We start from the raw sequence: 25,401 nt of genomic DNA, 5'->3' as shown, positions 1-25,401 counted from the left end.
GGAAAAGTTTCCGGCCGCCGTTTTTTGCATCCTTTATCGCATCGCCCGCGCTAGAGGGCGCGCATCACCGAGACAACTTTGCCCATGATGACGGCGTGATCACCCACGATGGGCTCGTACCGGGTGTTCTGCGGCAGCAGCCAGGTGTGGCCGTTGCGCTGCCGGAAGGTCTTGACCGTGGCTTCGTCGTCGAGGAGCGCGGCCACAATGTCACCGTTCTCAGCTGTCGGCTGGCGCCGCACCACCACCCAGTCACCGTCACAGATGGCGGCATCCACCATGGAGTCTCCCGAAACCCTCAGCATGAAGAGGTCGCCGTGGCCCACCAGCTGGCGGGGCAGCGGCATGATGTCCTCCACGACCTGCTCCGCCAGGATGGGTCCGCCGGCAGCGATGCGGCCGACCAGCGGGACCATGGCGGTATCGACAGCGGTGGCCAGCTCGGTTACCGACGCCAGCGCCGGGGTTGAACCGGCGCTCTCGTCACGCCTCTCACCGGTGCTGCCTGCAGCTGCGGCAGCGGCTGAAGGGCGGGAGTCCGTTCCGGACCCGGGGTCTCCGGGCACTTCTTCGGTTGCCGGGCCGGAGCTTCCGTCACGAAGCATCAGGGGGATAAGGATTTCCATGGCGCGCGGACGCTTCGGATCACGGCGGATGTAGCCGAGCTTCTCCAGCTGCATGAGCTGGTGGGTCACGCTGGACAAGCTGGCCAGACCAACCGTGTCGCCGATTTCGCGCATGGTGGGCGGATAGCCGTTGGTGCTGACGGACCGCTGGATCATCTCCAGGACAGTCTTCTGCCGCGGGGTGAGGCCCTTTGCACGCGCACGGGTGCCTGTGGCAGCTGGTTTGTTGGTGCTGTCTTCGGAAGCAGTCCTGCGGGCCACGTGGGGTTCCCTTCGGGTCAGCTGGTCCCGGCAGTGCCGGGGCTGGCGGTAAATGTCTCATCGGTGCGGGCCGGAACGGAATGGCCGTGCAAACCATCCGGCGGTTATGTCGGAGGCAGCTGATTCAGTGATCCTGAGGAACCGCTCCGGCGAACTGCGGTCGGGGCGATCCGCGGAACCACTGAAGGCTCTCTCCTGTCCTCAACATTAAGTGAGCAGGAGGGCGTTTTCAAACATTTGTTCGAGCGAGTCTCGACTTTATTAGTAAATAGGTGCTAGAAATAACTCAGCAAGAATCGAACATACTTTCGACAGCCACCCTCAGCGGAGGTTCGGATACGTCGATCAGCTTCCAATCGTTCGAATATGGTTTCGGGTCGTTCCTGAAGCGTTCGAACCGGAAAGGCGTTGCAATGACAACCCCAACAATCCCGGCAGTTCAAGCAATTGCTGTAAGCCCCACAGTTTCTCGAACTTCAGCGGGTTCAACTGCAGCGGCTCCAACCGCAGCTTCCCCCGCCGCGGTTTCCCCAGCCCCAGCTCCGTCACAGCACCTCGGTTCTTCCCGTCCGTCGAGTTCTCCCGCGCCGGCCAGGGCGACTTCCCTGCACCTGACCCGCAGGGGGCGGCTGGTCTTCATTGGCCTTCCGCTGATGCTCGCGGCAGCCGCCGCCCTCGTTGTGCTGGCCTTCTTTACCGCTCCCGCCATGGCCTCGAGCGGCGGGCCGGATGTCACGCGAACCGTCCAGGTCAGCGTCGCTGCAGGGGAGTCCCTGTGGGGGCTGGCGCGGGAGTTCGCTCCTGAGCGAGACCCGAGAGATGTGATGGAAGACATCATGGAGCTCAACAACCTGACCGATTCCCGCCTTGCCCTGGGCGCCCAGCTGTACGTTCCCGTGGAGCGCTGAGCGTCCAACAATCCCGCTTGCCGGACCCGGCAGCGCATCGGCCAGTGCCGGACCCGGCAGAGCAGGCACAGCCAGCGCAGGACATAGCCCGGACGTAATCACGGGGCGTAATAAGGCGGGCCGCGCAGCACAGATTCTTTGCGCTCCGCCTTCGAGTCTTAAGCTGTACTGGTGACTGAACAGCTGGAAAGACTGAACCGACTTCCCCTGCGCGATGACCTCCGCGGACTGACGCCTTATGGCGCACCCCAGCTGGATGTGCCCATCCTGCTGAACGTCAACGAAAACACGCATGGCCTGCCGGCATCCGTGCGGGAAGCGATCACGCTCTCCGTGGAGCGGGCCGTGGCAGGACTGAACCGCTACCCGGACCGGGAGTTCACGGAGCTGAGGGACCGGCTTGCCGCTTACCTCGGCCACGGCCTGTCCGCCGAGAACATTTGGGCCGGGAACGGATCGAATGAAGTCCTGCAGCAGATTCTCCAGGCCTTCGGCGGTCCCGGACGGACCGCCATGAGCTTCCCGCCCACCTATTCCATGTATCCGCTGCTCGCCAGCGGCACCGGCACCCGGTACGTTACGGGCCGCCGAAGCGACGACTTCGGACTGACGGCTGAGTCAGCCGCCGAGCAGGTGCGTGCCCAGGCGCCGAACATCGTTTTCCTCTGTACCCCTAACAACCCCACCGGTACCGCGCTTTCACTGGACGTTGTGGAAGCCGTGTATGAGGCGGGAGCCGCATCACAGGCAATCGTCATCGTGGATGAGGCCTACGGCGAGTTCTTCCATGCCGGCACCCCGAGCGCCCTGGAACTGCTGCCCGGTCGTGAGCGTCTGATTGTCTCGCGCACTATGAGCAAGGCCTTCGCGCTCGCCGGAGCCCGGATCGGCTACATGGCCGCCGCCCCCGAGGTCACCGATGCCCTCCGCCTGGTTCGGCTGCCGTACCACCTGTCCGCCATTACGCAGGCCACCGCCAACGCTGCGCTGGAACACGCTGATGCGTTGCTGGCCAACGTCGAGGACATCAAGGTTCAGCGTGACCGGATCGTCACCGAGCTGCAGGATCTTGGCCTGAAGCCCGCACCTTCAGACGCAAACTTCGTCTTCTTTGGCGGAATGGAGAACCCGCGGGCGGTGTGGGAGGGTTTGCTGGAGGCGGGCGTCCTCGTGCGCGACGTCGGGATCCCCGGCCATCTGCGCGTCACCGCCGGTACCGAGCCCGAGACCAGCGCCTTCCTCGCCAGGCTCCGCGACCTGCTGGCCGCGGGCATCCGCTAGCCGCGCCGGACGCCGGCCCGCGGCGGCCGGAACGGCACCGGCGGGCAGACACTAAACTGTTAGCAGAGACCATCTTCTTTCAAAGGAAAACCATGACCGTGGAAACCACCACCGGCCGCACAGCCCGCCTCGAACGGGTTACCAGTGAATCGTCAGTGGTAGTGGAGCTGGACCTGGACGGAACCGGCCAGTCCAACATCAGCACGTCCGTGCCGTTCTATGACCACATGCTCACGGCCCTGGCCAAGCACTCGCTCATGGATCTCACGGTCCAGGCAACCGGCGACACCCATATCGATGTTCACCACACCGTGGAGGACATCGCCATCAGCATCGGCGAGGCGCTCAGGACGGCACTGGGCAACAAGGCGGGCATCCGGCGCTTCGGCGAGGCAACGGTTCCCCTGGACGAGGCACTGGCCAACGCAGTGGTGGATATCTCCGGCCGGCCTTACCTGGTGCACACGGGGGAGCCTGCAGGACAGGAATACCACCTGATCGGCGGGCACTTCACCGGCTCGCTCACCCGCCATGTCTTCGAGGCGATCACCCTGCACGCCCAGATCTGCCTGCACATGACCGTCCTCGGAGGGCGGGATCCCCACCACATCGTGGAAGCCCAGTTCAAGGCCTTCGCCCGGGCGCTGCGTGCTGCCGTGGAATCGGATCCCCGCGTTGAAGGCATCCCTTCCACCAAGGGTGCCCTGTGAGCCGCAACGTCACAGTCCTGGACTACGGCTCCGGGAACATCCGGTCAGCTGTCCGCGCCCTGGAACACGTCGGCGCCAACGTCACCCTGAGCTCCAAGTCCGCCGACGTCCTGAACGCCGACGGACTGCTCGTACCCGGTGTCGGTGCCTTCGCCGCGGTGATGCAGGGCCTGAAAGAGGTCGACGCGCTGCGCCTGATTGGCCGCCGCATCGCCGGCGGGCGTCCGGTCATGGGAATCTGTGTTGGTCTCCAGGTCCTGTTTGATGAAGGTGTGGAGCACGGCGTACGGACTCCCGGAATGGGCGAGTGGCCCGGAGTCGTGGAACGCCTGGATGCCGAAGTGGTGCCGCACATGGGGTGGAACACGGTGCAGCCGCCCGAGGGATCCCGGCTGTTCGCCGGCATCGAGGACGAGCGGTTCTATTTTGTGCACAGCTACGGCGTGCAGAAGTGGGAGTTCGATGTGACCCAGCCGGCCATGCGGGCTCCCCAGGTCACCTGGGCCGAGCACGGCAGCCGGTTCATTGCCGCAGTGGAGAACGGTCCGCTGACCGCAACCCAGTTCCATCCGGAAAAGTCCGGTGACGCCGGTGCGGCGCTGCTGGAAAACTGGCTGAAAACGCTGGGTTAGCGCGATGTGGAGCGTCATCCTGATGGGCCTTGCCGGAATTCTGATCGGCGGCGCCATTTCCTTCCGCCGTCAGGGCATGTCCAAAATCATCACCATTAGTTTCTGGGTTCTTGCGGGAATGTCCCTGCTCGGTGCCTACCTCCTGATCGACAGCAGCGTCTGACCAGCCGCCGCTGCCGGAATTCCCACGGAAAGCAAAACATGTCACTTGTTGAAACACCTGTCCTTGAACTCCTGCCCGCCGTTGACGTAGCTGACGGTCAGGCTGTCCGCCTGGTCCAGGGCGAAGCCGGCAGCGAAACCAGCTACGGCGATCCGCTTGAGGCCGCCATGGCCTGGCAGAACGACGGCGCCGCCTGGGTCCATTTGGTGGACCTGGACGCAGCCTTCGGCCGCGGTTCCAACCTGCCCCTGCTCAAGCGCGTTGTCGATGAGCTGGACATCAAGGTGGAGCTCTCCGGCGGCATCCGCGACGACGCGTCCCTGGACATGGCCCTGGAATTGGGCGCCAGCCGCGTGAACCTCGGCACCGCCGCACTGGAAAACCCGGAGTGGACCGCCAGCGCCATCGCCCGTTACGGCGAGGCCATCGCCGTCGGACTCGATGTCCGCGGCACCACGCTGGCTGCCCGCGGCTGGACCAGGGAAGGCGGCGACCTGTGGGAGGTTCTGGCCCGTCTGGAGGACGCCGGCTGCCCGCGCTACGTGGTCACCGACGTCACCAAGGACGGAACCCTGCGGGGACCGAACCTGGAACTGCTGCGCGAGGTGCTGCAGCGCACCGACCGCCCTGTGGTCGCCTCCGGCGGCATCTCGTCCCTTGAAGATCTGGCTGCCCTGCGCGAGCTGGTTCCGCTGGGGCTGGAAGGCACGATTGTCGGCAAGGCACTCTACGCCGGTGCTTTCACCCTGCCGCAGGCCTTCGACGTCGCCGGCCACCCGGAGCGCTAGGACCCATGACTGAACGCGCCCTTCCCGGCCACATTGCCGCTGCCCTCGCCGGGGCAGGCGGTCCGGCCGATTCCGCCGGACAGTCCTGGGCGGGCAGGGACCTCTCCGGCGACGGCAACCCGCTGCATAATTTCGACGCCGACGACGGCAGCGCCGATGCCGGTTACCTCGCAGCGCTGGCCGCGCTCGAAGACGGCACCGGCACCGAAGCGCAGGTGGTGGCCACACTGGCCACCGCCCGCGTGTTCGTCCCCATTGTCGCCAGCCTGGCGGAGGAAGCCGAATCCGACGCCGGTCTGGTTGCGGACAAGGAAGCGGACATGGCGCTGGTCACCCTGACGGCGCCGGACGGGCGCAAGGCCCTGCCGGTGTTCACCTCCGTTCCCGCGCTGCAGAACTGGCACCCGAAGGCCCGTCCGGTAGCCGTCTATGCCGCACGTGCTGCACTCTCCGCCGTATCGGAGGAGGCTCAGCTGCTGGTGGTTGACCCCGGCGCGGACATCACCTTTGTGGTGCGCCGCCCGGCCATGTGGGCTCTGGCCCAGCAGCGGGACTGGGTTCCGTCCTACGCGGACCAGGACGTTGCCCGGGCCGTGTCCGCTGCGGTGGACGTTGAACCGTCCGTCACCGGAGTTGAGCTTGTCCAGGGACCGGCAACGGCAACCCGGTCGGCGCGCGGAACAGTCATCGCCGGAGGAGGAGCCGGTCCTGAGCTTAGAATGGTTCTTCACCTGGCACCGGGACTGGATGCGCAGGCGGTGCAGAGCATCGCCGGTTTGCTGCAGCAGCGGCTCGCTGCCGATTCCTTATTTGTTGAGCGCGTGGATTCCCTGGAACTTAAAATCACGCGTTGACCCGTTGGGCGGAGGACCGCCCGGAAGAGATATGCCGTGAATTTTGCCGCTTACGGGGAATTGCTCCGTGTTGCCCCGATCCGCCGGCTCCTGCTGGTTGGAATGATTGCCAGGTTCCCGCACTCCGCGGCCGGAGTGCTGCTGACCCTGCACGTGGTCATGACCATGGACATGGGATATGCCAAGGCCGGCGCCGTGGCTGCCGTGGTTACTGTGGGCATCGCCGTTGGCGCTCCCTGGCGCGGGCGCCGCGTGGACAACGTAGGCCTGCGCCGGGCCCTGATTCCTTCGGTGATTTCCGAGGCAGTCATCTGGTCCGTTGCTCCGCACGCCAGCTATGAGTGGCTGCTGGTGCTTGCCCTGATCGGCGGGGTTTTCACGCTTCCGGTCTTCAGCGTGGTCCGTCAGTCACTGGGCGTGATGGCAAAAGGAGACCAGCGGCGGACGGCGTTTGCCCTGGATTCCATCGCCACCGAGCTTGTCTTCATGGGAGGACCGGCCCTGGGCGCAATCCTCGCCACCTCGCTCTCCTCCGTCGTGGGACTCACGCTGGTGGGGATCTCGACGTCGCTCGCCGGCCTGCTCCTGATCTGGTTCAACCCGCCCACCAGGTCCGAAAATCCCCGGAATGCCGCCACCGAGGTGCAGGAGCGGGAAGCGGCCAACGCAGCCGTCGTCGCTGCCGCCCCGGCACACCTGGCGGAGGCCTCCGCGGAGCTTCAGCCGCTGGCGGTGCTGAGCCGCCGGGAGCGGCTGCGCTCCGGCTTCTCCTGGTTCACCCTCAGTGTTGCTGTGGTTTTTGCCGTGGCGGTGGGTGCAGGACTGCTGCTGGCCAGTTCCGACGTCGGCATTGTGGCGCTGGTGGAATCCTCCGGAAACCCCCAGGAAGTGGGCATTGTCTTTGCCGCCTGGTGTGCCGCGTCCGTGGTGGGCGGGCTGATCTACGGGTCCATGCACCGGCGGATTTCACCGATGCTGCTCCTGCTGGCAATGGCCGTTCTGACTCTTCCCATGGCCCTGGCCACAGACACGATCAGCTTGGCACTGCTGTCCATCCCTGCCGGATTGCTCTGCGCCCCGGTGCTGTCCGCCGCATCCGAACGGGTGGCCGATCTGGTGTCTGAAGAGCGCCGGGGCGAAGCCATGGGCTGGTACGGATCCGCGTTGACCTCCGGTACGGCTCTCGGCGCTCCGCTGGCCGGTGCCGCCATCGACATCGTGGGCCCCTGGGCAGGCTTTGCTTTCGCCGGGGTCTCTGCGTCGCTTCTGGTGCTGGTCACCCTGACCGTGCGAAAGTTCAGCCGGCGCGGGGAGCGGATTTCAGCAGTGTGACCTGACGCCGGTTGACACACCCGCCTGACATGGCCCCGGGTCCGGCGCACCGGGCGCTTAATCCGACCGGTCCCGCACGCCGCGGTTCAGCCGCCTGCGCAGACGGTGCACCCAGCCGCGCAGTCCGGCGTGCGTCGGAGCCGGCAGACCGCTGACGGCAGTGTTCTCGGCGCGGCCTTCGGTTTCCGGTTCCGGCGCCTCCGGGGTCATTCCGCGCCGTGCCCGCCAGCCGCGCACTTCGTCGTCGACGTCCCGGAGCTTGGTGATGACGGGAGGTCCGCCCTGCAGCTGGCGGCGTGCTTCGATGACCCGGAGGTTGAAGTCCTCCACGGCGCCGCGGACCTGGCGTTCGGACGGCAGCTGGTCCAGCCGCTCCTCGAATTCCTCGTCCTCCACCCGCAGCAGCAGGGCCGGCGGCCCCAGCCCGCTGATGTTTTCCCGTTTGATCAGCCGTTTGATCCACCAGTCCGGATCGGGATCATCAAGGCCGGGGATCGGTTTGCCGGCGTATTTCAGGTTGTCGAACTCGCCGTGCGCCATGGCGTCCCTGATGAGGTAGTCCGCCTTCTGTGCCTCACTGAACTTCCGGCGTTTCTCCAGCGCCTCCTCCGATTCCGCGGCACCCAGGCCCTCGGGCAGCTTGTATCCGGCTGTCCGGGAGGTTCCGGCAGCTTTGAGCCGGGAGGCCTCCTCCAACCGTTTGCGGTAACCTTCCGCACCACCGCCGGCCATTGCGCGTCACCGCCTTCCGTTCCGAGCGTCCCAGTGAGCATCCTGTTCAGGTTACGCAACGGGCGCGGGCAGAGAAAAGCCCGGAGGGCCTGCCGAAAACGGCACGCCCGCCGGGCTCAGAGAATCGGAAGAATTAGTTGACGGGACCGGTGAACTTCTCGCCCGGACCCTTGCCCGGAGGATCCTGGATGTCGGAGGCCTCGCGGAATGCCAGCTGGAGCGAACGCAGTCCGTCGCGCAACGGTCCGGCATGCTGGCTGCCAATCTCGGGGGCGGCAGCAGTGACGAAGCCGGCCAGGGCCGTAATCAGCTTGCGGGCCTCATCCAGGTCCTTCAGCTCCTCGGCGTCGTCGCCGTCGGCCAAACCGCACTTTACGGCGGCAGCACTCATCAGGTGGACTGCGGCAGTGGTGATAACTTCAATGGCGGGAACCTCGGCGATGTCGCGCATCTGGGCCGCCACTTCCTGCTCTTCAGCGGACCGGGCGTGCACCTCTTCGGTGGTTCCAGGGAAAGAATGGCGGGTGTGCTCGCCCGCCGGGTTGCTCTGTGGGGTACTCATACTGGTAAGCTTGTCACAGACCGACTGGTTGTCGTTACTTTCAATGCCCTGCATTCAGCAGATGTTGACTGTCTCACATCAGCCAGTATGCAAGCGGAGACTCCTCCCACCCGCGTCAGCCTGAATCTTCAGTCCACGTGCCTTAGGGCGCCTGTGCAGAAGCAGAGTTGCCGGGTATGGTCGGCCCCCGGTGGCGGGCCAGGCATTGCCTGGCTCATCAATCCGGGAGGTTGCTGCTGATGCGGCACCCGCCGACCCCTCGAGGCCTCTGATTGCGCGTGCAATTGGGGGCCTTCTTCAGTTGCAGGCGGTAGCCGTTTTGAATCAAACAGGAGCTGCAACATTAGCGAGCCAAGAATCAATGATCGAATCCGCGTCCCTGAGGTGCGGCTGGTAGGACCGGCTGGAGAACAAGTTGGGGTTGTCCGTATCGAAGACGCCCTGCGTCTCGCTGCTGAGTCCGACCTGGATCTTGTTGAGGTGGCACCGCAGGCTAAGCCTCCGGTGTGCAAACTAATGGACTTCGGCAAGTACAAGTACGAAGCCGCCGTCAAGGCCCGTGAGGCACGCAAGAACCAGACAAACACCGTGCTGAAGGAAATCCGGTTCCGTCTGAAGATTGACACCCACGACTACGAAACCAAGCGCGGGCACGCCATGCGCTTCCTCGCAGCCGGTGACAAGGTCAAGGCCATGATCCAGTTCCGCGGCCGCGAACAGCAGCGTCCGGAAATGGGCATGAAGCTGCTGAACAAGTTTGCAGCAGACGTAGCCGAGGTGGGCGTAGTTGAGTCCACCCCGCGCATCGACGGCCGCAACATGGTGATGGTTATCGGCCCGCTGAAGAACAAGGCCGAAGCCAAAGCCGAAGCACGCCGTGCAACACAGCGCGCCGACGCCAAGGCAGCCAACGAGGCAGCCAAGAACGGCGAGGCTCCTGCTCGGGTGGATACTTCCGCCGAGAACAAGGCGCCCATGACGCAGAGCCTGGCAGACCTCCTTCCGGACGGTCTGCGGCTGGGTTCCTCCGCTGCGGAGGCCGACAAGGCCCGCGCAGAGAAGGAAAAGGCTGACAAGGAAATGGCGGAGAAGCGGGCACAGGCAGCAGCCGAAAAGGCCGCTTCCGACGCACGCCGCGCAGCTGCTGCTGCCAAGGCTCCGGCTCCGCAGCCGGCAGCTGAAACGCCTGCAGCTCCGGCCGCAGCCGCTGAAGCCAAGCCTGCAGCCGCTCCGAAGCCGGCCGCAGTGCCCAAGCCCACGGCAATGAAGCCTGCACCGAAGCCCGCTGCCCGGCCCAAGCCGGCTGCTGCGCCCAAACCTGCTGGCAAGGCTGCTCCTTCACGGGGCGCAGCAAGCCAGAGCAAGCCCGGAACTGCAGAGTAAGCCTCAGCTTTTCCTGCAGGACGTCCCGGCGTCCAGTAACAACCCCTGGCATCTGTAAAGGTGCCCAAAGCCCCGCGGGTCCAGGCCCGCGGAAACCTAAAGGAGATCGGTAGTCATGCCGAAGATGAAGACCCACAGTGGCGCCAAGAAGCGCTTCAAGCTGACCGGAACCGGCAAGCTCAAGCGCCAGCAGGCCAACCGCCGCCACTACCTCGAGCACAAGCCGTCCACGCTGACGCGCCGCCTCGCCAGTGACAAGCTTGTTGCCCCGGCAGATGCCAAGGTCATCAAGAAGATGCTGGGCATCTAGTCTTTTCCCCTCGACAGGCGGCCCGTCCGGGCCGCCGTCACCCCACCAAGCTTTTCCGGGCCTGAGTACCAGGCAAGAGCACCTCGCGGTGCACGGAAGATTTATCTGAAGGAGTACGCACGTGGCACGTGTGAAGCGGGCGGTAAACGCCCACAAGAAGCGCCGGGTTATTCTCGAGCGCGCCAAGGGTTACCGCGGACAGCGTTCACGCCTGGTCCGTAAGGCCAAAGAGCAGCTGCTGCACTCGTTTGTGTACAGCTACGGCGACCGCCGCAAGCGCAAGGGTGACTTCCGTCGCCTGTGGATCCAGCGCATCAATGCTGCATCCCGCGCCAACGGCCTGACCTACAACCGTCTGATCCAGGGCCTCAAGGCCGCTGAGATCCAGGTTGACCGCCGCATGCTGGCCGAACTGGCCGTCAACGACGCCGCCGCGTTCGCCACGCTGGTCCAGATCGCCAAGAACGCTCTGCCGTCCGACACCTCGGCTCCGGCCGTTGCTGCTGCTCCGGCCCCCGCCGCCAAGGCCGCTCCGGCCAAGGCTGCCAAGCCGGCCGCTGCTGTTGCTGACGCTCAGGGTGGCTTCAAGGCCTCCGAGGGCGACGCTCCCGAGGGCTTTGTCATCAAGGGCAACCTGGGCTCCGGCAAGTACCACGTTCCGGGTTCCACCTGGTACGAGCAGACCGTTGCTGAGTACTGGTTCAACTCCGTGGAAGCAGCCAAGGCTGCCGGCCTGGAGCCTGCTGGCGGAGAATCCCGCCAGAAGTTCCAGGGCTAGAAATCGGTTATTAGCCGATCATGAGTATCGATGGGCGCCCGCCGGCTCCGTTAATGTCCAATCCCCGAGCAGATCGGGTCAGGGATGTTGCGAAGCTGGCCGGGCGCCCAGCGCGTTTAAAGACCGGACGCTTTGTCGCCGAAGGTCCGCAGGCCGTCCGCGAGGCGCTGCTGTCCCACCGGGCGAACGTCCAAAGCGGCGGCACCGGCGTCGTGCTTGAAGTTTTTGCCACCCAATCATGCCTGGAACGGCTGCCCGAACTGTCGGACCTAGCCGCAGATGTGTCGCTGCGGCTGGCCACGGATGAAGTCATCGGCGCGATGGCCACCACCATTTCTCCGCAGGGGATCGTGGCAGTGTGCCGTATCCAGGACTACGATCTGGATGAGGTGCTGGCCTCCGGAGCCCGCCTGATCGCCGTTCTGTGCGAAGTCCGGGACCCCGGCAATGCCGGAACCATCCTCCGTGCCGCCGATTCAGCCGGTGCCGACGCCGTGGTTCTCACGTCCTCCAGCGTGGACATACACAACCCCAAAGCCGTGCGCTCCACTGCAGGCTCCCTGTTTCACCTGCCGGTAGTCACCGGCGTCGAGTTCGACTTCCTGATGTCAGCCTTCCGCGCCCACGGCCTGACCGTGTTGGCAGCCGACGGATACGGCAATGTTGACCTGGACCGGCTGCAGGATGAAAGTGCCATCCGGTGCCTTGCTCCGGCTCACACCGGGTCCGACGACGACGGTCCTGCCGCGGCTTCCGGCGCCGCCCCCGGCGCTTCCCAGCCGCGCCTGGAGAACTCCACGGCCTGGCTGTTCGGCAATGAAGCCCAGGGCCTGTCCGACGCGCAGCTTGCCGACGCCGACTACCGCGTTGCGGTGCCCGTGTACGGCCGTGCAGAAAGCCTCAATGTGGGTACCGCTGCCACCGTGTGCCTGTACGCTTCGGCGCGTGCACAAAACCGCTGAAGCACAGCCTGAATCCCTGAACCGCTGCCCGGTTCCAGGAGCACTGCCCGAATCCTTTGAACGGCTAGGACCCCGGCGGCGCCGTTCGCGGCTGATAAGTACCCTTGCCTGCCGGTAGCACGGCCGCAGGATGACTCCCCGGATGACGGGGAAACCATACGTGTGAAACGGGTACCGTTATGACTGCCAGCGGCGGTAATAAGTCGGTGGTTGCGGCTCTGACCGCGAACCTCGTCATTGCGTTCCTGAAGTTCCTTGCCTTTGTCCTGACGCGTTCTTCGTCAATGCTCGCCGAAGCGATTCACTCGATTTGCAGCCTCCGGCAACCAGGTTCTTCTCTTGGTGGGCGGCCTCTTCGCCCTGTATGAGGCATACTCCAAGTGGCAGGATCCGCATCCGATCGAGGGCCAGAGACGGTGGGTGCCGCTGGCCGTCCTGGCTGGTGCGATCCTGGCCGAGGGTTTCTCTTTCCGGACAGCCATGCGCGAATCCAACCGTACCCGCGGCAGGAAGTCCTGGGTCGAGTTTGTCCGCACCGCGAAGGCGCCGGAACTGCCAGGGGTTCTGCTCGAGGACTTCGGCGCACTGCTCGGACTGCTCTTCGCGCTGTTCGGCGTGAGCCTGGCCCTGATCACCGGCAACGGAGCCTGGGATGCCGCAGGAACAGCCATGATCGGCCTTTTGCCCGTGGCCATTGCGGCTGTGCTGGCAGTGGAGACAAAATCGCTGCTCCTGGGGGAATCAGCCGCCGCGGACGACACCCGCCGCATCGAGGCGGCCCTCACCGCGGACGGAACCCGGATCATCCACCTCAAGACGCTGCACCTGGGGCCCGAGGAACTGCTGGTGGCCGCAAAGATTTCCGTTGACCGGAATGAAACGGGTGCGCGTATTGCCGGAGCCATCAACGCAGCGGAGGAGCGGATCCGGGAAGCGGTTCCTATTGTGCGGCTGATCTATCTGGAACCGGATGTGTACGCTGACCGTCCGCCGCAGCAGGCTGCGGCGGATTCTTCCGATCCAGCCGGCCGCTGATCAGGGCGATGCCCAGTCCCATCAGGGCCAGGACGGCGCCGACGACGGCGGGGGAGCGGTAGCCCCAGCCCCAGGCAATGACGAGCCCGCCCAGCAGTGCGCCGAGGGCGTTGGCCATGTTCAACGCTGAGTGGGTCAGGGAAGACGCCAGCGACTGGGCATCGGGGGAGACATCCAGCAGGCGCGTCTGCAGCGGCGGAACCAGCATGGACCCGATGGTTCCGACCAGGAAGACCAGGACGAGCGCACCGGCCTTGTACTGCACGAGCCAGGCATACGAAGCCAGAATCAGGACCGTACCCGCCAGGATCCCGTAAATGCTGCCCATGACGTTGCGGTCCGCGAGCCGTCCGCCGGCGATGTTGCCCACCACGTTGCCCAGGCCGTACAGGCCGACGATCAACGGCAGCAGGCCGGTATCGAAACCCGCGACATTGGTCATGGTGGGCGAGATGTACGCATACACGGCAAAGAACCCGCCGAAGCCCACCGTGCCCACCAGCAGGGCCAGCCACACCTGCACCCGGCGCAGGGCCCCCAGCTCACGGCGGATGCTGGCTCCCGGAAGAATTGCCTGATGCGGAACGAACCGCATCATCAGGATGACCGTGAGGAGCCCGATCAGGCCCACGAGGACGAACATCCAGCGCCACCCGGCCAGCTGCCCCAGCCACGTGGCAAACGGGACGCCGACGACGTTGGCAATGCTCAGGCCGAGCATCACCATGGAGATGGCGCGGGCGCGGCGGGTGGGAGCCACCAGCGAGGCGGCGATGACGGCGGCGACGCCGAAGAAGGCGCCGTGCGGCAGGCCGGAGATGAAGCGGCTGACCAGCAGCCACTGGTAGTCGGGAGCAAAAAACGAGGAAAGATTTCCGACAGCGAAAAGCATCATCAGGCCCACGGCCAGCTTTTTGCGGGGCATCCGTGCGCCCACGGCAGCCAGGACGGGTGCCCCCACCACCACGCCCAGGGCATAAGCCGAAATGACGTGGCCGCCCGCAGGCACGGAAATGCCCAGGTCGGTGACCATCTCCTGCAGCAGGCCCATGATCGCGAACTCGGTGGTGCCGATGGCGAACCCGCCCACCGCGAGGGCGAAGATGGCCAGGGAAGCCCGCTTGGCATTAAGCGCGGGTGCTGAAGACATTGAACTCTTTCGGGAAGGATGCAGTTAAGCGGGAGGCCGGTGCCCGCAGGGTGCAGGCGCCGAAACAAAGAATGTGGCGAAGGATGCGCAGGGCCCCGGGCCGATGGCCTCCGGGTGCCGGGCGGGATTCCCGCAACAGCGCTGTCAGCACCAGCTTAGTCCAGAGCGGCCCGTAGACTCTTTCCGTGTCTATTTCCGAAGTGAAGCAAGTCGTTGGTGCCGCCCTCGTGGACAGCCTGGCTGCCCCCACGAAACTGCTGGCCGCCCGGCGCACTGCCCCCGAACAGTTCGCAGGCATGTGGGAATTCCCCGGCGGCAAAGTGGAAGCGGGTGAGACCTGCGAGGAAGGGCTGCACCGGGAACTGCACGAGGAGCTCGGCGTCCGGGTGCGGCTCGGAGCCGAGGTGCCCGGACCGGGCGTTCAGGGGTGGCCGCTGAACGCGAAGGCTGCCATGCGGGTGTGGCTTGCCGAGGTCACCGAAGGCACTCCGGCCCCGCTTGAGGATCACGATGAACTGCGGTGGGTGGCACTTGATCCCGGGGAGCTGCAGTCTCTTGCCTGGATCCCTGCGGACCTGCCGATTGTCGAAGCCATGCTGGACACGGCCCTCCGGCGGTGAAGCAGCCGGCGGGACCCGGCTCAGCTGCCGGTTTAGATCAGCCGCAGCTCGGATCAGCCGCAGTTCAGATCAGGCACAGCTCAGAACAGTGTTTGCGCAGCGGGGGCCAAGGCCTCAGCGGCCCGGGATGGTCCAGCGACACGGGTTGGTTTCTCCGGGCCGGTGTCCGCGGCGCTCCGGGACGGCAGAAACCGGGCCCGCGAGGTGAAGCCGTGCTTCTTTTTGAAGAACTGGACCCGGCCGGCAAGCCACTGCCGGTATTCCTTGGAGGCATAGGTTCCGCCGCCGTAAAGCCGGGCGTACTTCCCTGACAGATGCGGATACTCGCGGGCAATGAACGCGAGGAACCATTCCCGTGCTCCGGGTCGAAGATGCAGTGCTCCGGCAGTGACCCCGGTGGCTCCGGCAGCAGCCAGTGCACCGAAGAGGGCGTCAAGGGACTCGTCCCCGTCGGTCAGCCAGGGCAGAATGGGCATGGCCATGACGGAACAGGGTAGCCCTGCCTCGCGGAGCCTGCTGATCAGCTCCAGCCTGGCCCTGGGTGCAGGAGTGCCGGGTTCCACGCGCTGCGCCAGCTCCGGATCCAGCAGGGCGAGCGAAATCCCCATGCCAATCTCGGTATCCTGCCCGGCACTTTTCAGCAGCGGAATATCCCTGGCCAGCAGTGTGCCCTTGGTCAGGATGGAAAACGGCGTCCCGGAGTCCGCCAGTGCTCTGATGATGTCCGGCATCAGACGGTACCGGCCCTCGGCCCGCTGATACGGGTCGGTGTTGGTTCCCATGGCCACGTGCTCATGCTGCCAGGACGGACGTGCCAGTTCCCGGCGCAGGACCTCGGCGATGTTGGTCTTCACCACGAGCTGGCTGTCGAAATCGAGTCCGCTGTCCAGATCCAGGTAGGTGTGGGTCTTCCGGGCGAAACAGTAGACACAGGCGTGGCTGCAGCCCCGGTAGGGATTAATGGTCCAGTCGAAGGGCATGCCTGAGGTTTTGCCGACTTTATTGAGCGCGGATTTGGAAATCACCTCGTGAAAAGTGATGCCGGCGAACTCCGGTGTCTTGATGCTGCGGACCACGCCGTGCAGGGCCAGCAGGGCATCCTGCGAGGCTGCCGCCTTTGGTTCCTGCGCTTCCCATCTCATGACTCCTATTAGAACATGTGTTCTAACCATGGAGAAGATGGTGCGGCTAGCGGTAGCCGCCGTCTGCCAGGCCGGCGAGGCGCTCGAAGATGTTGCCCGACGCCGGATTTCCGGTCCGCAGCACGGACAGGCCGGCGGCGGCAAAGTACAGGGGGAGGAAAGCGGGTCCGAGGACGGCATATTGGCTGGCATGCCGTGCCTCATGCCGCAGCAGGGGACCGGGCCCCTCCGGATCCATCAAGAACCGGGCGGCGCGGGAACGGTACAGGATCACATTGCCCACGGTGAAGGCGGCCGCCCGCGGCAGCGGCCAGGTCCAGCCTCCGGCCAGCAGCAGGCCGTCCGGTGCCGGCTTCACCGTGCAGCGGCCCGCACGGGCGAGGAACAGCCCTGCCGGCGTGGTCAGGTTCATGATGTTCAGCAGCTGGCGCAGATTCACCCTGCCAGTGTAGGCGCGTCACCCTGTAGGAGCCCCGCACGGCCGGTGTAGGAGCGGCCCCCGGGACGGGGATTCGGGAGCCGGGCATAGCGGCGGCAGGTACATGAAGCCGCGGTGTCATGCAGCGATCACCCCGGGGAGCCGTGCCCCGGTTCGCAGGCCGTGTTGGTTAGACTGGAAGGCACGGGCATTTTCGCTTGCTGTCATACAACCCACGCCCATCAAAACGTCCACCAACAGGGCCGGAAATAGGTAAGAACTGTACATGTCGAACTCCATACCGGGGACCCATTCCCCAGACACCGTCCCCGAACCGCCCAACCCGCTCGATGAAGCGGCCGTTGGCGCCGCCGTCGAGCAGGCGCTCGCAGCCATTGCCGCCGCAGCGGATCTGGACGGCCTCAAAGACGTCCGCATCGCCGTCGCCGGCGACAAGTCGCCGCTGAGCCTGGCCAACCGCACCATCGGTTCCCTCCCCAAGGACCAGAAGTCCGCCGCCGGCAAGCTCGTTGGCCCCGCCCGCGGACGCATCAATGCTGCACTCGCAGCCCGCACCGTGGAGCTGGAAGCAGAGCGCGACGCGCGGATCCTGGTCGAGGAAGCGGTGGATGTCACCGCGGCCCCGCGCCGCCGCCGCATGGGCGGCCGCCACCCGCTGTCCACCCTGCAGGACCGCGTTATAGACGTCTTCGTGGGCATGGGCTGGGAAATTGCCGAGGGGCCGGAAGTTGAATCCGAGTGGTTCAACTTCGACGCACTGAACTTCAAACCGGACCACCCGGCCCGTGAAATGCAGGACACCTTCTTCGTTGAGCCGCCCGAAGCCCACCTGGTGATGCGCACGCACACCTCGCCGGTTCAGGTGCGCTCCATGCTCGAACGCGAGCTGCCGATCTACGTCCTGTGCCCGGGCAAGGTGTTCCGCACGGATGAGCTCGATGCCACGCACACCCCGGTCTTCCACCAGTTCGAGGGCCTGGCCATCGACAAGGGCCTGACCATGGCGGACCTCGTGGGCACGCTGGAGCACTTCACCCGCGTGCTTTTCGGTGACGAAGCCAAGGTACGCCTGCGCCCGAACTACTTCCCGTTCACCGAGCCCAGTGCCGAGCTGGACATCTGGCACCCGGGTGCCAAGGGCGGCCCGCGCTGGATTGAGTGGGGCGGCTGCGGCATGGTCAATCCGAACGTGCTCCGCGCGGCCGGCATTGATCCCGAGGTCTATTCAGGTTTTGCCTTCGGCATGGGTATTGAGCGCGCACTGATGTTCCGCAACGAAGTAGGGGACATGCGCGACATGATCGAGGGCGATGTACGTTTCAGCGAACACTTCGGGATGGAGATCTAAGTGAGAATCCCACTTTCCTGGCTGCGCGAGTATGCCCAGGTTCCGGCGGACGCAACCGCCGAAGACGTCATGGCAGAGCTGGTCAAGGTTGGCCTGGAGGAAGAGGACGTCCACCGTCCCGCCGACGAGCTCTCGGGCCCGATCGTTGTAGGCCAGGTGCTCTCCAAGGAGCCCGAGCCGCAGAAGAACGGCAAGACCATCAACTGGTGCTCCGTGCGCGTGGTGCCCGAGGGTGCCGAGCAGACGCTCACCGGTGACGGTATCGACCCGTCCGGGGTGCAGGGCATCGTGTGCGGTGCGCACAACTTCGAGGTGGGGGACAAGGTTGTTGTCACCCTGCCCGGCGCCGTGCTGCCCGGAGATTTCCGGATCAGCCCGCGCAAGACCTACGGCCACGTCTCCGCCGGCATGATCGCCTCCGTCCGCGAACTGGGCATCGGCGAAGACCACGACGGCATCCTGGTGCTCTCCACCCTGGGGCTCGATCCCGAGGTCGGCACCGACGCGATGGAGCTGCTTGGCCTCTACGACCAGGCTGCTGAAATCAACGTCACCCCGGACCGCGGCTACGTCTTCTCCATCCGCGGCGCTGCCCGCGAGTATGCCCACGCGACCGGCACCACGTTCACCGACCCCGCCGCCGCAGTGGAGGTTCCGGAAGCCGACGGCGCCGGGTACCCGGTGCGCCTGGCCGACGACGCCCCGATCTACGGCAAGGCCGGCTGCGACCGCTTCGTGGCCCGCACCGTCCGCGGCGTGGATCCGACCCGCCCGACGCCGCCGTGGATGTCTTCGCGCCTGCGCCTGGCCGGAATGCGGTCCATCTCGCTGGTAGTGGACATCTCCAACTACGTGATGCTCGAGCTTGGCCAGCCGCTGCACTTCTACGACCTGGACAAGCTCACCGGCGAAATCGTGGTCCGCCGCGCCGCCCCGGGCGAAACGCTGAAGACCCTGGATGACAAGGTCCGCACCCTGGACCCCGAGGATCTGCTGATCACTGACGGCTCAGGTGCCATTGGCATTGCCGGCGTCATGGGCGGCAACGCCACCGAGGTCTCCGACGCGACGCAGAACGTCCTGATCGAGGCCGCGCACTTCGAGGAAGTCTCGATTGGACGCTCGCGCCGCCGCCACAAGCTCCCCTCGGAGGCGTCCAAGCGCTTCGAGCGCGGTGTTGACTGGTATGTCGCGGACATCGCGGCCCAGCGTGCCGTTGATCTGCTGGTGGAACTGGCCGGCGGCACCGCCGATGCGTCAGCGACCGACGTCGGGACCAGGCCCGAGTCCAAGGCCATCGACCTGCCTGCGGACTTCGCCGCCAAGCTGATCGGCTACGACTTCAGCAAGGACCAGATCACCGGAACACTGCGTGACCTGGGTGCAGAGGTGGCGGAAACGGCTGCCGGCTACTCCGTGACTCCGCCGAGCTGGCGCACGGACCTGGAAACCCGCGAGGACCTCACCGAGGAAATCATCCGCCTGGTGGGCTACGAGCACATTCCGTCCACCCTGCCCACCGCCCCTCCCGGCCGCGGCCTGACCCGGGTCCAGCAGCAGCGCCGCCGCCTGCAGCAGGCTCTTGCCGCTTCCGGCCTGACGGAGGTGCTGTCCTACCCGTTCGTCACGGAAGAAGACAACAGCACCTTCGGCACGCCCGACGCCGGTACCGTGCCTGCCGCGGTCAAGCTGGCAAATCCGCTCAGCGCGGAGTTCGGTTACCTGCGCACCTCGGTGCTGCCGGGACTGTTCGAGGTGGCCAAGCGCAACCTCTCCCGCGGTTTCCGCGACCTGGCACTGTTTGAATCCGGCTCGGTCTTCCTGCCCGGTGAGCAGCTGGGCACGGCGTCCATTCCGCCGCTGGGCGTGAAGCCCTCCGAGGAAGTCCTGGATGCCCTGTACGAGGGCGTTCCGGACCAGCCGCTGCACATCGGCGTGCTGTTCACCGGCCACGAGTCGCAGCCCGGAGCCGGTTTCGCACCGCGTGCCTGGGACTGGGCCGATGCCGTGGACACCGCACGCCTGATGGGTGATGTGCTGGGTGTGGAACTGGTGGTGAGCCAGGGCGAGCACCAGGCCTTCCACCCGGGCCGCACGGCCAAGCTCTCACTGCGCAGCGGCGAGACCGTGGGCTACGCCGGCGAGCTGCATCCCAAGCTGCTGGCTGCCCGGGACATGCCGGCGCGCACAGTGGCGCTGGAGCTCGACGCCGACGCCCTGTTCGACGCCGCACCGGAGGTGATTGTGGCCCGTGCGATTTCCTCGTTCCCGGCCACCACCCAGGATGTGGCACTGGTGGTGGAGGCATCGATTCCCGCCGAGACCGTGCTGGAGACTCTGCGCGAAGGCGCGGGGGAGCTGCTCGAAGACATCTCGCTGTTTGACGTCTACGCCGGCAAGGGTATCGAGGAGGGGCACAAGTCCCTGGCCTTCGCCCTGCGGTTCCGTGCTCCGGACCGGACGCTGACCGCCGATGAGGCGTCAGAGTCCCGTGCCGCCGCCGTCGCGCTGGCCGCCGAGCGCTTTGGCGCCGTCCAGCGGTAACCGCCGCCGCTGAAGGCTACCCAGCAGGTCCCGTCCGGATGCCGGACGGGACCTGCTGTGTTTCACCCGCAGGCTTCCCTTGCCGGCCCCAGATCCAGCGGTTTCAGCAGGGAGGATAATCCGATCTGCCGGGACTCGGCGCAAAAGTCGAGCGGCCCTTCATATTCGACGTGCAGCACTGCCTTGTCCGCGTCGGTAAACGGTTTGTACGCCTCGCATTCCCGGTACCGGAAACACTCTTCATTGACCGCAAAGTCGAAGGTCTCCACCAGGTCGGGAATCTGGTCGAGATCGTTCTTCAGGCCCACCGACAGTCCTCGGTCATGAGCCAGATCAGCAACGGCGCGGTTATAGGACAACTGATCCTCCGGTGTCAGAGCGAAACCCGTGTCATTGGCATACCCGTCCACATTGTCCGGTTCCACAGCATCAAACCCTTTCGCCGCACAGAGATCCATCCGTGCCGCCATGATGGGCAGCAGGACGTCGGTACGCCGGATATCCAGCCATCGCTCGTCGGGCCAGCCCTCCATGGTGTTGCCCAGAACCGCCTCCGGAAACACTCCCGCATCGCCCCGGAACCCCTCCAGCGAACCGGCGGAGAGATAGCAGATCGAGTGCCTGCCGCTGTCCCTGAGGGCGTCGATGTCGGCAGATGCTGTTCTCTCGTAGTCGATGTCATAGACATCGGCATTCACCGACAGATCCAGTGCACCGCTGAGCTGCCACTGCCAGCTGACTGAGGGTGGGGGGGTCCATCGTGCAGACTCCGCTTCTGCCTGTGCTTCCGCGGCGTTATCGGCCATAACACCGGGGCCGGGCGTGCAGGCACCTAATAAGAACGGGATAAACGCGGCGCCGCACGCCCGGACCAGGCGTGCGTTATGCCGGAGAGGTCTGCTCACGGACAAACCATCTCACCCGTCAACCGCGCGGAGACAGCGGTTGACGGGCCCAGCCACGGATTGGGAAGGAACCGGTCGGTGGCAAAGACGTAGCCGGCTCCACGGTTGCCGGCAGCAATCCGGACGGCGTCGATGTCGCCGGGGGTGCAGCCGTAGACCAGATGCCACAGCCGGGACGGCGGAACGCTGCGCGCCCAGTCGGGCCGGTGAAAACCCGTGTAGTCCTTTGCGGTTCCTTCAAACACGGCCGTGACATCGAACAGATTCAGATGCGCCCGCGACGGAAACCTGCCGGGGTTGGCGGCCAGGAAGCTGATTCCTGCAGCCCGTGCGGCAGCGGCATACTGTGTGCACCGCGCGAGGCTCTGCGGCAGGGAAGGAAGCTCATCGAGCATGATTCCGTCGAGCCGGTACACCCTTCGCCACGTGTCGATGTCCCGGGCAACGTCCGCTACCGGCCGGTTGCCGTAGTCCACCCGAACATAGCCCAGCAGCCGTACCCGCGGCCTCAGTCGGGCCACAGCTGCGGGATAGTACTCATCGTCGCCGTGCCCCGGCCCGTTGTGGACATTGACCACTGCGAAAGCGACTTCTGGGTGCTGGGAGGCCAGCCAGTCCCACTCCTGCGGAGCTTCGGCCGGATGGACGTACCAGGGAATGGCTGTCTGTGCTTTTCTCACGCGTAGGTCCTCGGATCGGAGACGCGTCTGAGCAGCACACCGATGCCGACCACCAGGAATGCCAGGGCTGCGAGTATGCCGGCGGAGTTTCCTGCCGCAATCCAGGCCTCCGCCGACAGGAAAGCGGCACCGGCGAAAACCACTCCGCCGCCGGGGAGTCCGAAGGCGGCCAGCGTGGTGGACGTAGTGGCCAAGGAGCTGAAGGCAGCTGCCACCAGCACTGTGGTGGCAACCCTGTTGTCCTCGACCAGGAAGATGACGACGAGGGTGGAGGCAGAAGCGGAGATAACTACTATCGCTGCGGACATGGTCATGGTGAGCGAGCGCGCATTCCTGGCTGCGTGGCGCAGCAGCGGCGTCCGGCTGGAGGACCAGACGAGCCGCTGCCGCATGAGCACCAGGGCCGGATCCGTGGCTGCCGCGGCAACGACTGTGGCTACGATAAGCGCTGTTCCCTCCCAGTCCGGCAAGCGGGTGAGGGCCAGTGACAGGGCAGCGGCAAGGAAGGAAGCCTGGGTGGCCGGTGCGACGGCAGCGAGCCAGCCTCCGCGTCCGAACAACCGCCGGTCGCTGCTGCTCCGCAGGTGCATCGCCAGCACGATGGTGACCGCTGCCAGCACCAGGACGGCCACGGACACAACGACGGCTGTGACAGTCTTGTGGTTTAGAACCACCGCCGCGGCAACAATCGTGACGGCAACGGCCAGAACCGCCAGCAAAAACCGGGAGCGGCCGAGGATCACGAGCATGGAGACGACGCAGGAGTACCAGCACCAGGCCATCAGGAGTCCGGCCCAGCTTCCATCGTGGCCGGGGATGACCATTGAGACCGCCGTGTAACAGGCCAGGGCCAGGATCACCAGAATGGTTGCTCCGGTTCCGCGGGCGATTCCCCGGTTAACGCGCCCAGCGCCGGCCTGGGCCCAAACGATGCCCGATACCGATTGGCCGATAATCCAGGCGCCGATTCCTGCGATGAGGATTTCCCGGGTGTTGGCCGCCATCACCGTGGCCGTGAGACCGCCGAGAAAGGCACCCAGGATCAGGACAACGCCGCGCCGGACGGCCTCCAGCAGCGGGTCCCGGGACATCCAGGAATCCTGGCTGCCGGGGACCCGGACCACTGTGCGTTCCTGGACCAGGGACTGGGCGTACTCGAACACATCTTTGGCTCCATGGCGTCTGCGGGCGGTACGGTCACTGACTCCGGAAGACTCGAGCCGGGCGGTTATCTCGTACACGTCAACGGCGTCGAAGCCGGCGTGGTCGTTTGAGAACGCTGCCACGGGTCCGCCTGTTCCAGGCACCGCAACGCTGTCCGCACTCATGCGGACAGCCCCAGTGCAGCGGCGTCCAGTGCAGCCCCGTCATGGAGTGTTTCCGTCAGGGACGGGCCTGTTGGCACCGTTGCCAAAACGGGGGTGTCCTGCTCCGGTTTCAGCAGCCTTCCGGTACGGGCGGCCAGGTAGGCCTCCCGGTACCGGGCCAGGCACCGCTCCAGCGTGAACCGGGACAGTGCCCGCTGCCGTGCCGCGGCACCCATCACGGTTCTGCGCTGCGGATCGGTCAGCAGAAGGACGCAGGCATCTGCAAAAGCCGCGTGATCCCGGGCGGCAACCAGCATGCCTGTGGCCTGCTCCTCGTCAAGGCATTCTGCTACGCCTCCAACATCGGTGTTGACCGTTGCACGTCCGCACATCATCGCTTCGATCAGAGTGAACGGCAGTCCCTCCGACACGCTCGACAGCGCTACCACATGACCCGCTTCAATGGCCGGCCGGCTGCCTTGGCTGGGGCCTTCCCAATGGACTGCCCCTGCCACGCCGAGAGCCTGCGTCAGGGCTACCAGCAGTTCCTTGTAGGCTGCATTTTCTTTGGGCGTTGGACCGAAAATGCGCAGTTGGGCATCTGGAACCCGCTCACGAACCAGTGCAAAAGCGGATATCAGTGTTTCCAAATCCTTCAGGGGGTCGATCCGCCCCACAAAGCTGATGGTGGGAAGGTCCGGCTCGGTGGTCACGGGCCGGAAGGTCAACGGATCAACTCCGTTGGGAATGGTGTAAATCCGCTCCGGAAGTGCTCCGAGCCGGCGCTCCCAGCGGGCATTGAACTGGTTCACGGGAAGGACCATGTGAGCCCGCACGTTGACCACTTGGCACAACCGCCGCAGGAACGCGGTTACGGCGCGTCGCACCGGCCAGGACAGTTGAGCGCCGTAAAGCGCCAAGTAGCGCTCGCGGAGGTATACCCCGTGCTCAGTCAGCAGGATGGGTGTTCCGTGCCGCCAGGACTGTGCCAGCGCAAGCAGCGACGAGGGCCCGTTGCTGGAGGCATGGACCACGTTCACCTCTCCCAGCCGGTGATCGAGGAGGGCGAGGGCACGGTCCACGATACTTGCAGCCATGACTGCGTCCGCGACCGAGATGGGAGGTTCGCCCACGCTAACCAGATGCCGGGTCCAAGCGGCAATGATTGCTGCCACGGATCCACGGGTTGCGAGGGAGCGGGCCAATCCAATCCGGTCACTGATGCCCACGAGGTGCTGCAGGGCGCTGGCCGTTCTTCCCACGGGATCCTGCCGCTCGGAGCCGAGAGCAGCATCCCACAGGCGCTCAAGTTCATATTGGGTGGCGTCAACCCAATAGCGGCGCCTGGGGGTAGGACGTAGCGGAGAGGCAGAGGACCCCCAGACCGGGATCAGCCGGACCGATCGAACATTCGGAGGCACCTCCCATACCGGCCTTCCGGCACCGCTGCCGGTCAGGGCCACCACATCAAAGTCATTCTCGGGCAAACCCGTCAGGAGTTGGTCGCACCACGTGCTGACACCGCCGGTGACCATAGGGTAGGTGCCTTCGGTGATTAGGGCTATTCTCACGGGGTTGCCCCTTTGACTCGGCACAGGATCCGAGTTGATAGCGGGATCCCCTTTTTGAACACAACCGGTATACGCAGCATTTAAGACTCTCTTACGGATGGGTGATATCTGCTCCTCCGGCCGGCGCCTGCGGCAGATACCGGTTCCAGTAAAAGTGATGCCGGTGCCGCAATCGAGAGTAAAGCCTACGTGCCGGCTACCCGCTCACACCCGGTGGTTCCTTTACATGCGAGGTATTCGCGGGACCTTCCGTCTGTCACTGCGGGGGAGGGGGACGGCAGGGAGGCGGCGGCTAGGGGGACGACGTCGGTTCCCTGCCGCTTTCCCCTGCGGAGCCCCCCGTCGATGACATCGCGCAGGAAGGCCACATGGCCGTCG

26 protein-coding genes and 1 pseudogene are annotated in these 25,401 nt (G+C 65.5%); 16 read left to right on the top strand and 11 right to left on the bottom strand.

The window, feature by feature from the left end; translation table 11 throughout:
- Nucleotides 1–50: 50 nt before the first annotated feature.
- Complete coding sequence (gene lexA, locus QMA10_RS16355; protein WP_290170059.1) at nt 51–887, bottom strand: transcriptional repressor LexA; 837 nt, start codon at nt 885–887, stop codon at nt 51–53.
- 653 nt (nt 888–1,540) lie between these two features.
- Here lexA and QMA10_RS16350 point away from each other — a divergent pair.
- The 8 genes from QMA10_RS16350 (at nt 1,541) to QMA10_RS16315 (ending at nt 7,555) form a co-directional block, all read left to right on the top strand.
- Entirely contained in the window at nt 1,541–1,795 is a 255-nt protein-coding gene (locus QMA10_RS16350; RefSeq protein ID WP_290170058.1) for a LysM peptidoglycan-binding domain-containing protein, read from the top strand.
- 171 nt (nt 1,796–1,966) lie between these two features.
- The gene (locus QMA10_RS16345; protein ID WP_290170056.1) at nt 1,967–3,076 is read left to right on the top strand and encodes a histidinol-phosphate transaminase; all 1,110 of its coding nucleotides are present in this window, start codon (nt 1,967–1,969) and stop codon (nt 3,074–3,076) included.
- Nucleotides 3,077–3,168: 92 nt separating this feature from the next.
- Nucleotides 3,169–3,786 (top strand): imidazoleglycerol-phosphate dehydratase HisB, encoded by a 618-nt coding sequence (gene hisB / locus QMA10_RS16340; protein ID WP_290170054.1) that lies wholly within the window; start codon nt 3,169–3,171, stop codon nt 3,784–3,786.
- Complete coding sequence (gene hisH, locus QMA10_RS16335; protein WP_290170052.1) at nt 3,783–4,418, top strand: imidazole glycerol phosphate synthase subunit HisH; 636 nt, start codon at nt 3,783–3,785, stop codon at nt 4,416–4,418. Before hisB ends, hisH begins: the two co-directional genes overlap by 4 nt.
- A 4-nt stretch (nt 4,419–4,422) precedes the next feature.
- A complete protein-coding gene (locus QMA10_RS16330; protein ID WP_181032386.1) occupies nt 4,423–4,581 on the top strand; it encodes a hypothetical protein in 159 nt (52 codons plus the stop codon).
- Between the two features lie 38 nt (nt 4,582–4,619).
- The gene (gene priA / locus QMA10_RS16325; RefSeq protein WP_290170048.1) at nt 4,620–5,369 is read left to right on the top strand and encodes a bifunctional 1-(5-phosphoribosyl)-5-((5-phosphoribosylamino)methylideneamino)imidazole-4-carboxamide isomerase/phosphoribosylanthranilate isomerase PriA; all 750 of its coding nucleotides are present in this window, start codon (nt 4,620–4,622) and stop codon (nt 5,367–5,369) included.
- Between the two features lie 5 nt (nt 5,370–5,374).
- Entirely contained in the window at nt 5,375–6,223 is an 849-nt protein-coding gene (locus tag QMA10_RS16320) for an SseB family protein (protein WP_290170046.1), read from the top strand.
- 36 nt (nt 6,224–6,259) lie between these two features.
- Nucleotides 6,260–7,555 carry an MFS transporter gene (locus QMA10_RS16315; protein ID WP_290170045.1) on the top strand — a complete coding sequence of 432 codons (1,296 nt, stop codon included), beginning with the start codon at nt 6,260–6,262 and terminating at the stop codon, nt 7,553–7,555.
- Nucleotides 7,556–7,612: 57 nt separating this feature from the next.
- Here QMA10_RS16315 and QMA10_RS16310 read toward each other — a convergent pair whose 3' ends face one another.
- Together QMA10_RS16310 and QMA10_RS16305 are read right to left on the bottom strand one after the other, a co-directional pair.
- Nucleotides 7,613–8,287 (bottom strand): DUF1992 domain-containing protein, encoded by a 675-nt coding sequence (locus QMA10_RS16310; RefSeq protein ID WP_290170043.1) that lies wholly within the window; start codon nt 8,285–8,287, stop codon nt 7,613–7,615.
- A 133-nt stretch (nt 8,288–8,420) separates the two neighbouring features.
- Nucleotides 8,421–8,849, bottom strand: a complete 429-nt coding sequence (locus QMA10_RS16305) for a DUF1844 domain-containing protein (protein ID WP_290170042.1) — start codon at nt 8,847–8,849, stop codon at nt 8,421–8,423.
- A 342-nt stretch (nt 8,850–9,191) separates the two neighbouring features.
- On the opposite strand from QMA10_RS16305, the gene infC reads away from it, so the two are divergent.
- The 5 genes and pseudogenes from infC to QMA10_RS16280 all read left to right on the top strand — a co-directional run bounded on the left by infC (nt 9,192) and on the right by QMA10_RS16280 (nt 13,317).
- A complete protein-coding gene (gene infC, locus QMA10_RS16300) occupies nt 9,192–10,232 on the top strand; it encodes a translation initiation factor IF-3 (RefSeq protein ID WP_290170077.1) in 1,041 nt (346 codons plus the stop codon).
- A 115-nt stretch (nt 10,233–10,347) separates the two neighbouring features.
- The gene (rpmI, locus tag QMA10_RS16295; protein WP_104055427.1) at nt 10,348–10,542 is read left to right on the top strand and encodes a 50S ribosomal protein L35; all 195 of its coding nucleotides are present in this window, start codon (nt 10,348–10,350) and stop codon (nt 10,540–10,542) included.
- A 121-nt stretch (nt 10,543–10,663) separates the two neighbouring features.
- Complete coding sequence (gene rplT, locus QMA10_RS16290) at nt 10,664–11,320, top strand: 50S ribosomal protein L20 (protein WP_104055428.1); 657 nt, start codon at nt 10,664–10,666, stop codon at nt 11,318–11,320.
- A 53-nt stretch (nt 11,321–11,373) separates the two neighbouring features.
- Nucleotides 11,374–12,282: an RNA methyltransferase gene (locus QMA10_RS16285; RefSeq protein WP_290170034.1), complete on the top strand. Its 909-nt coding sequence runs from the start codon at nt 11,374–11,376 to the stop codon at nt 12,280–12,282.
- Between the two features lie 179 nt (nt 12,283–12,461).
- Nucleotides 12,462–13,317, top strand: a pseudogene (locus QMA10_RS16280) (cation transporter).
- Here the strand turns inward: QMA10_RS16280 and QMA10_RS16275 are convergent.
- The gene (locus tag QMA10_RS16275) at nt 13,223–14,467 is read right to left on the bottom strand and encodes an MFS transporter (protein ID WP_290170031.1); all 1,245 of its coding nucleotides are present in this window, start codon (nt 14,465–14,467) and stop codon (nt 13,223–13,225) included. The pseudogene QMA10_RS16280 and the gene QMA10_RS16275 overlap by 95 nt on opposite strands.
- 191 nt (nt 14,468–14,658) lie before the next feature.
- Here QMA10_RS16275 and QMA10_RS16270 point away from each other — a divergent pair, with 191 nt between their 5' ends.
- Nucleotides 14,659–15,087: a (deoxy)nucleoside triphosphate pyrophosphohydrolase gene (locus QMA10_RS16270; RefSeq protein WP_290170076.1), complete on the top strand. Its 429-nt coding sequence runs from the start codon at nt 14,659–14,661 to the stop codon at nt 15,085–15,087.
- 80 nt (nt 15,088–15,167) lie between these two features.
- On the opposite strand, the gene QMA10_RS16265 is transcribed toward QMA10_RS16270, so the two are convergent.
- Both QMA10_RS16265 and QMA10_RS16260 read right to left on the bottom strand, forming a co-directional pair.
- Nucleotides 15,168–16,229, bottom strand: coding sequence for an Rv2578c family radical SAM protein (locus tag QMA10_RS16265; RefSeq protein ID WP_290170029.1), 1,062 nt, complete (start codon nt 16,227–16,229; stop codon nt 15,168–15,170).
- A gap of 46 nt (nt 16,230–16,275) precedes the next feature.
- A complete protein-coding gene (locus QMA10_RS16260) occupies nt 16,276–16,668 on the bottom strand; it encodes a hypothetical protein (RefSeq protein WP_290170027.1) in 393 nt (130 codons plus the stop codon).
- A 265-nt stretch (nt 16,669–16,933) separates the two neighbouring features.
- On the opposite strand from QMA10_RS16260, the gene pheS reads away from it, so the two are divergent.
- Nucleotides 16,934–18,016 (top strand): phenylalanine--tRNA ligase subunit alpha, encoded by a 1,083-nt coding sequence (gene pheS / locus QMA10_RS16255; protein WP_290170026.1) that lies wholly within the window; start codon nt 16,934–16,936, stop codon nt 18,014–18,016.
- A complete protein-coding gene (pheT, locus tag QMA10_RS16250; protein WP_290170025.1) occupies nt 18,017–20,560 on the top strand; it encodes a phenylalanine--tRNA ligase subunit beta in 2,544 nt (847 codons plus the stop codon). It begins immediately after the preceding gene.
- Nucleotides 20,561–20,622: 62 nt separating this feature from the next.
- Here pheT and QMA10_RS16245 read toward each other — a convergent pair whose 3' ends face one another.
- The 5 genes from QMA10_RS16245 to QMA10_RS16225 form a co-directional block, all read right to left on the bottom strand.
- Nucleotides 20,623–21,465: an endo alpha-1,4 polygalactosaminidase gene (locus QMA10_RS16245; protein WP_290170024.1), complete on the bottom strand. Its 843-nt coding sequence runs from the start codon at nt 21,463–21,465 to the stop codon at nt 20,623–20,625.
- Nucleotides 21,462–22,145: a spherulation-specific family 4 protein gene (locus QMA10_RS16240; RefSeq protein ID WP_290170022.1), complete on the bottom strand. Its 684-nt coding sequence runs from the start codon at nt 22,143–22,145 to the stop codon at nt 21,462–21,464. Before QMA10_RS16240 ends, QMA10_RS16245 begins: the two co-directional genes overlap by 4 nt.
- A complete protein-coding gene (locus QMA10_RS16235) occupies nt 22,142–23,431 on the bottom strand; it encodes a hypothetical protein (protein WP_290170020.1) in 1,290 nt (429 codons plus the stop codon). Before QMA10_RS16235 ends, QMA10_RS16240 begins: the two co-directional genes overlap by 4 nt.
- Before the next feature lie 38 nt (nt 23,432–23,469).
- Entirely contained in the window at nt 23,470–25,023 is a 1,554-nt protein-coding gene (gene pelF, locus QMA10_RS16230; protein ID WP_290170019.1) for a GT4 family glycosyltransferase PelF, read from the bottom strand.
- A 185-nt stretch (nt 25,024–25,208) separates the two neighbouring features.
- A partial coding sequence (locus QMA10_RS16225; protein WP_290170017.1) for a hypothetical protein occupies nt 25,209–25,401 on the bottom strand: 193 nt, incomplete at its 5' end.

The sequence above is a fragment of the Arthrobacter sp. APC 3897 genome, from assembly GCF_030407495.1.
In the GTDB taxonomy this organism is placed as follows: domain Bacteria; phylum Actinomycetota; class Actinomycetes; order Actinomycetales; family Micrococcaceae; genus Arthrobacter_B.
The sequence above is the reverse complement of the archived record's forward strand: the minus strand, read 5'-3'. Positions and strand labels throughout refer to the sequence as shown.

Coding starts and splice junctions, on each gene's coding strand:
- QMA10_RS16330 (WP_181032386.1), top strand. CDS start 4,423: ATGTGGAGCGTCATCCTGATGGGCCTTGCCGGAATTCTGATCGGCGGC.
- QMA10_RS16320 (WP_290170046.1), top strand. CDS start 5,375: ATGACTGAACGCGCCCTTCCCGGCCACATTGCCGCTGCCCTCGCCGGG.
- QMA10_RS16305 (WP_290170042.1), bottom strand. CDS start 8,849: ATGAGTACCCCACAGAGCAACCCGGCGGGCGAGCACACCCGCCATTCT.
- QMA10_RS16275 (WP_290170031.1), bottom strand. CDS start 14,467: ATGTCTTCAGCACCCGCGCTTAATGCCAAGCGGGCTTCCCTGGCCATC.
- priA (WP_290170048.1), top strand. CDS start 4,620: ATGTCACTTGTTGAAACACCTGTCCTTGAACTCCTGCCCGCCGTTGAC.
- rpmI (WP_104055427.1), top strand. CDS start 10,348: ATGCCGAAGATGAAGACCCACAGTGGCGCCAAGAAGCGCTTCAAGCTG.
- pheS (WP_290170026.1), top strand. CDS start 16,934: ATGTCGAACTCCATACCGGGGACCCATTCCCCAGACACCGTCCCCGAA.
- QMA10_RS16350 (WP_290170058.1), top strand. CDS start 1,541: ATGCTCGCGGCAGCCGCCGCCCTCGTTGTGCTGGCCTTCTTTACCGCT.
- QMA10_RS16285 (WP_290170034.1), top strand. CDS start 11,374: ATGTCCAATCCCCGAGCAGATCGGGTCAGGGATGTTGCGAAGCTGGCC.
- QMA10_RS16310 (WP_290170043.1), bottom strand. CDS start 8,287: ATGGCCGGCGGTGGTGCGGAAGGTTACCGCAAACGGTTGGAGGAGGCC.
- hisB (WP_290170054.1), top strand. CDS start 3,169: ATGACCGTGGAAACCACCACCGGCCGCACAGCCCGCCTCGAACGGGTT.
- QMA10_RS16265 (WP_290170029.1), bottom strand. CDS start 16,229: ATGAGATGGGAAGCGCAGGAACCAAAGGCGGCAGCCTCGCAGGATGCC.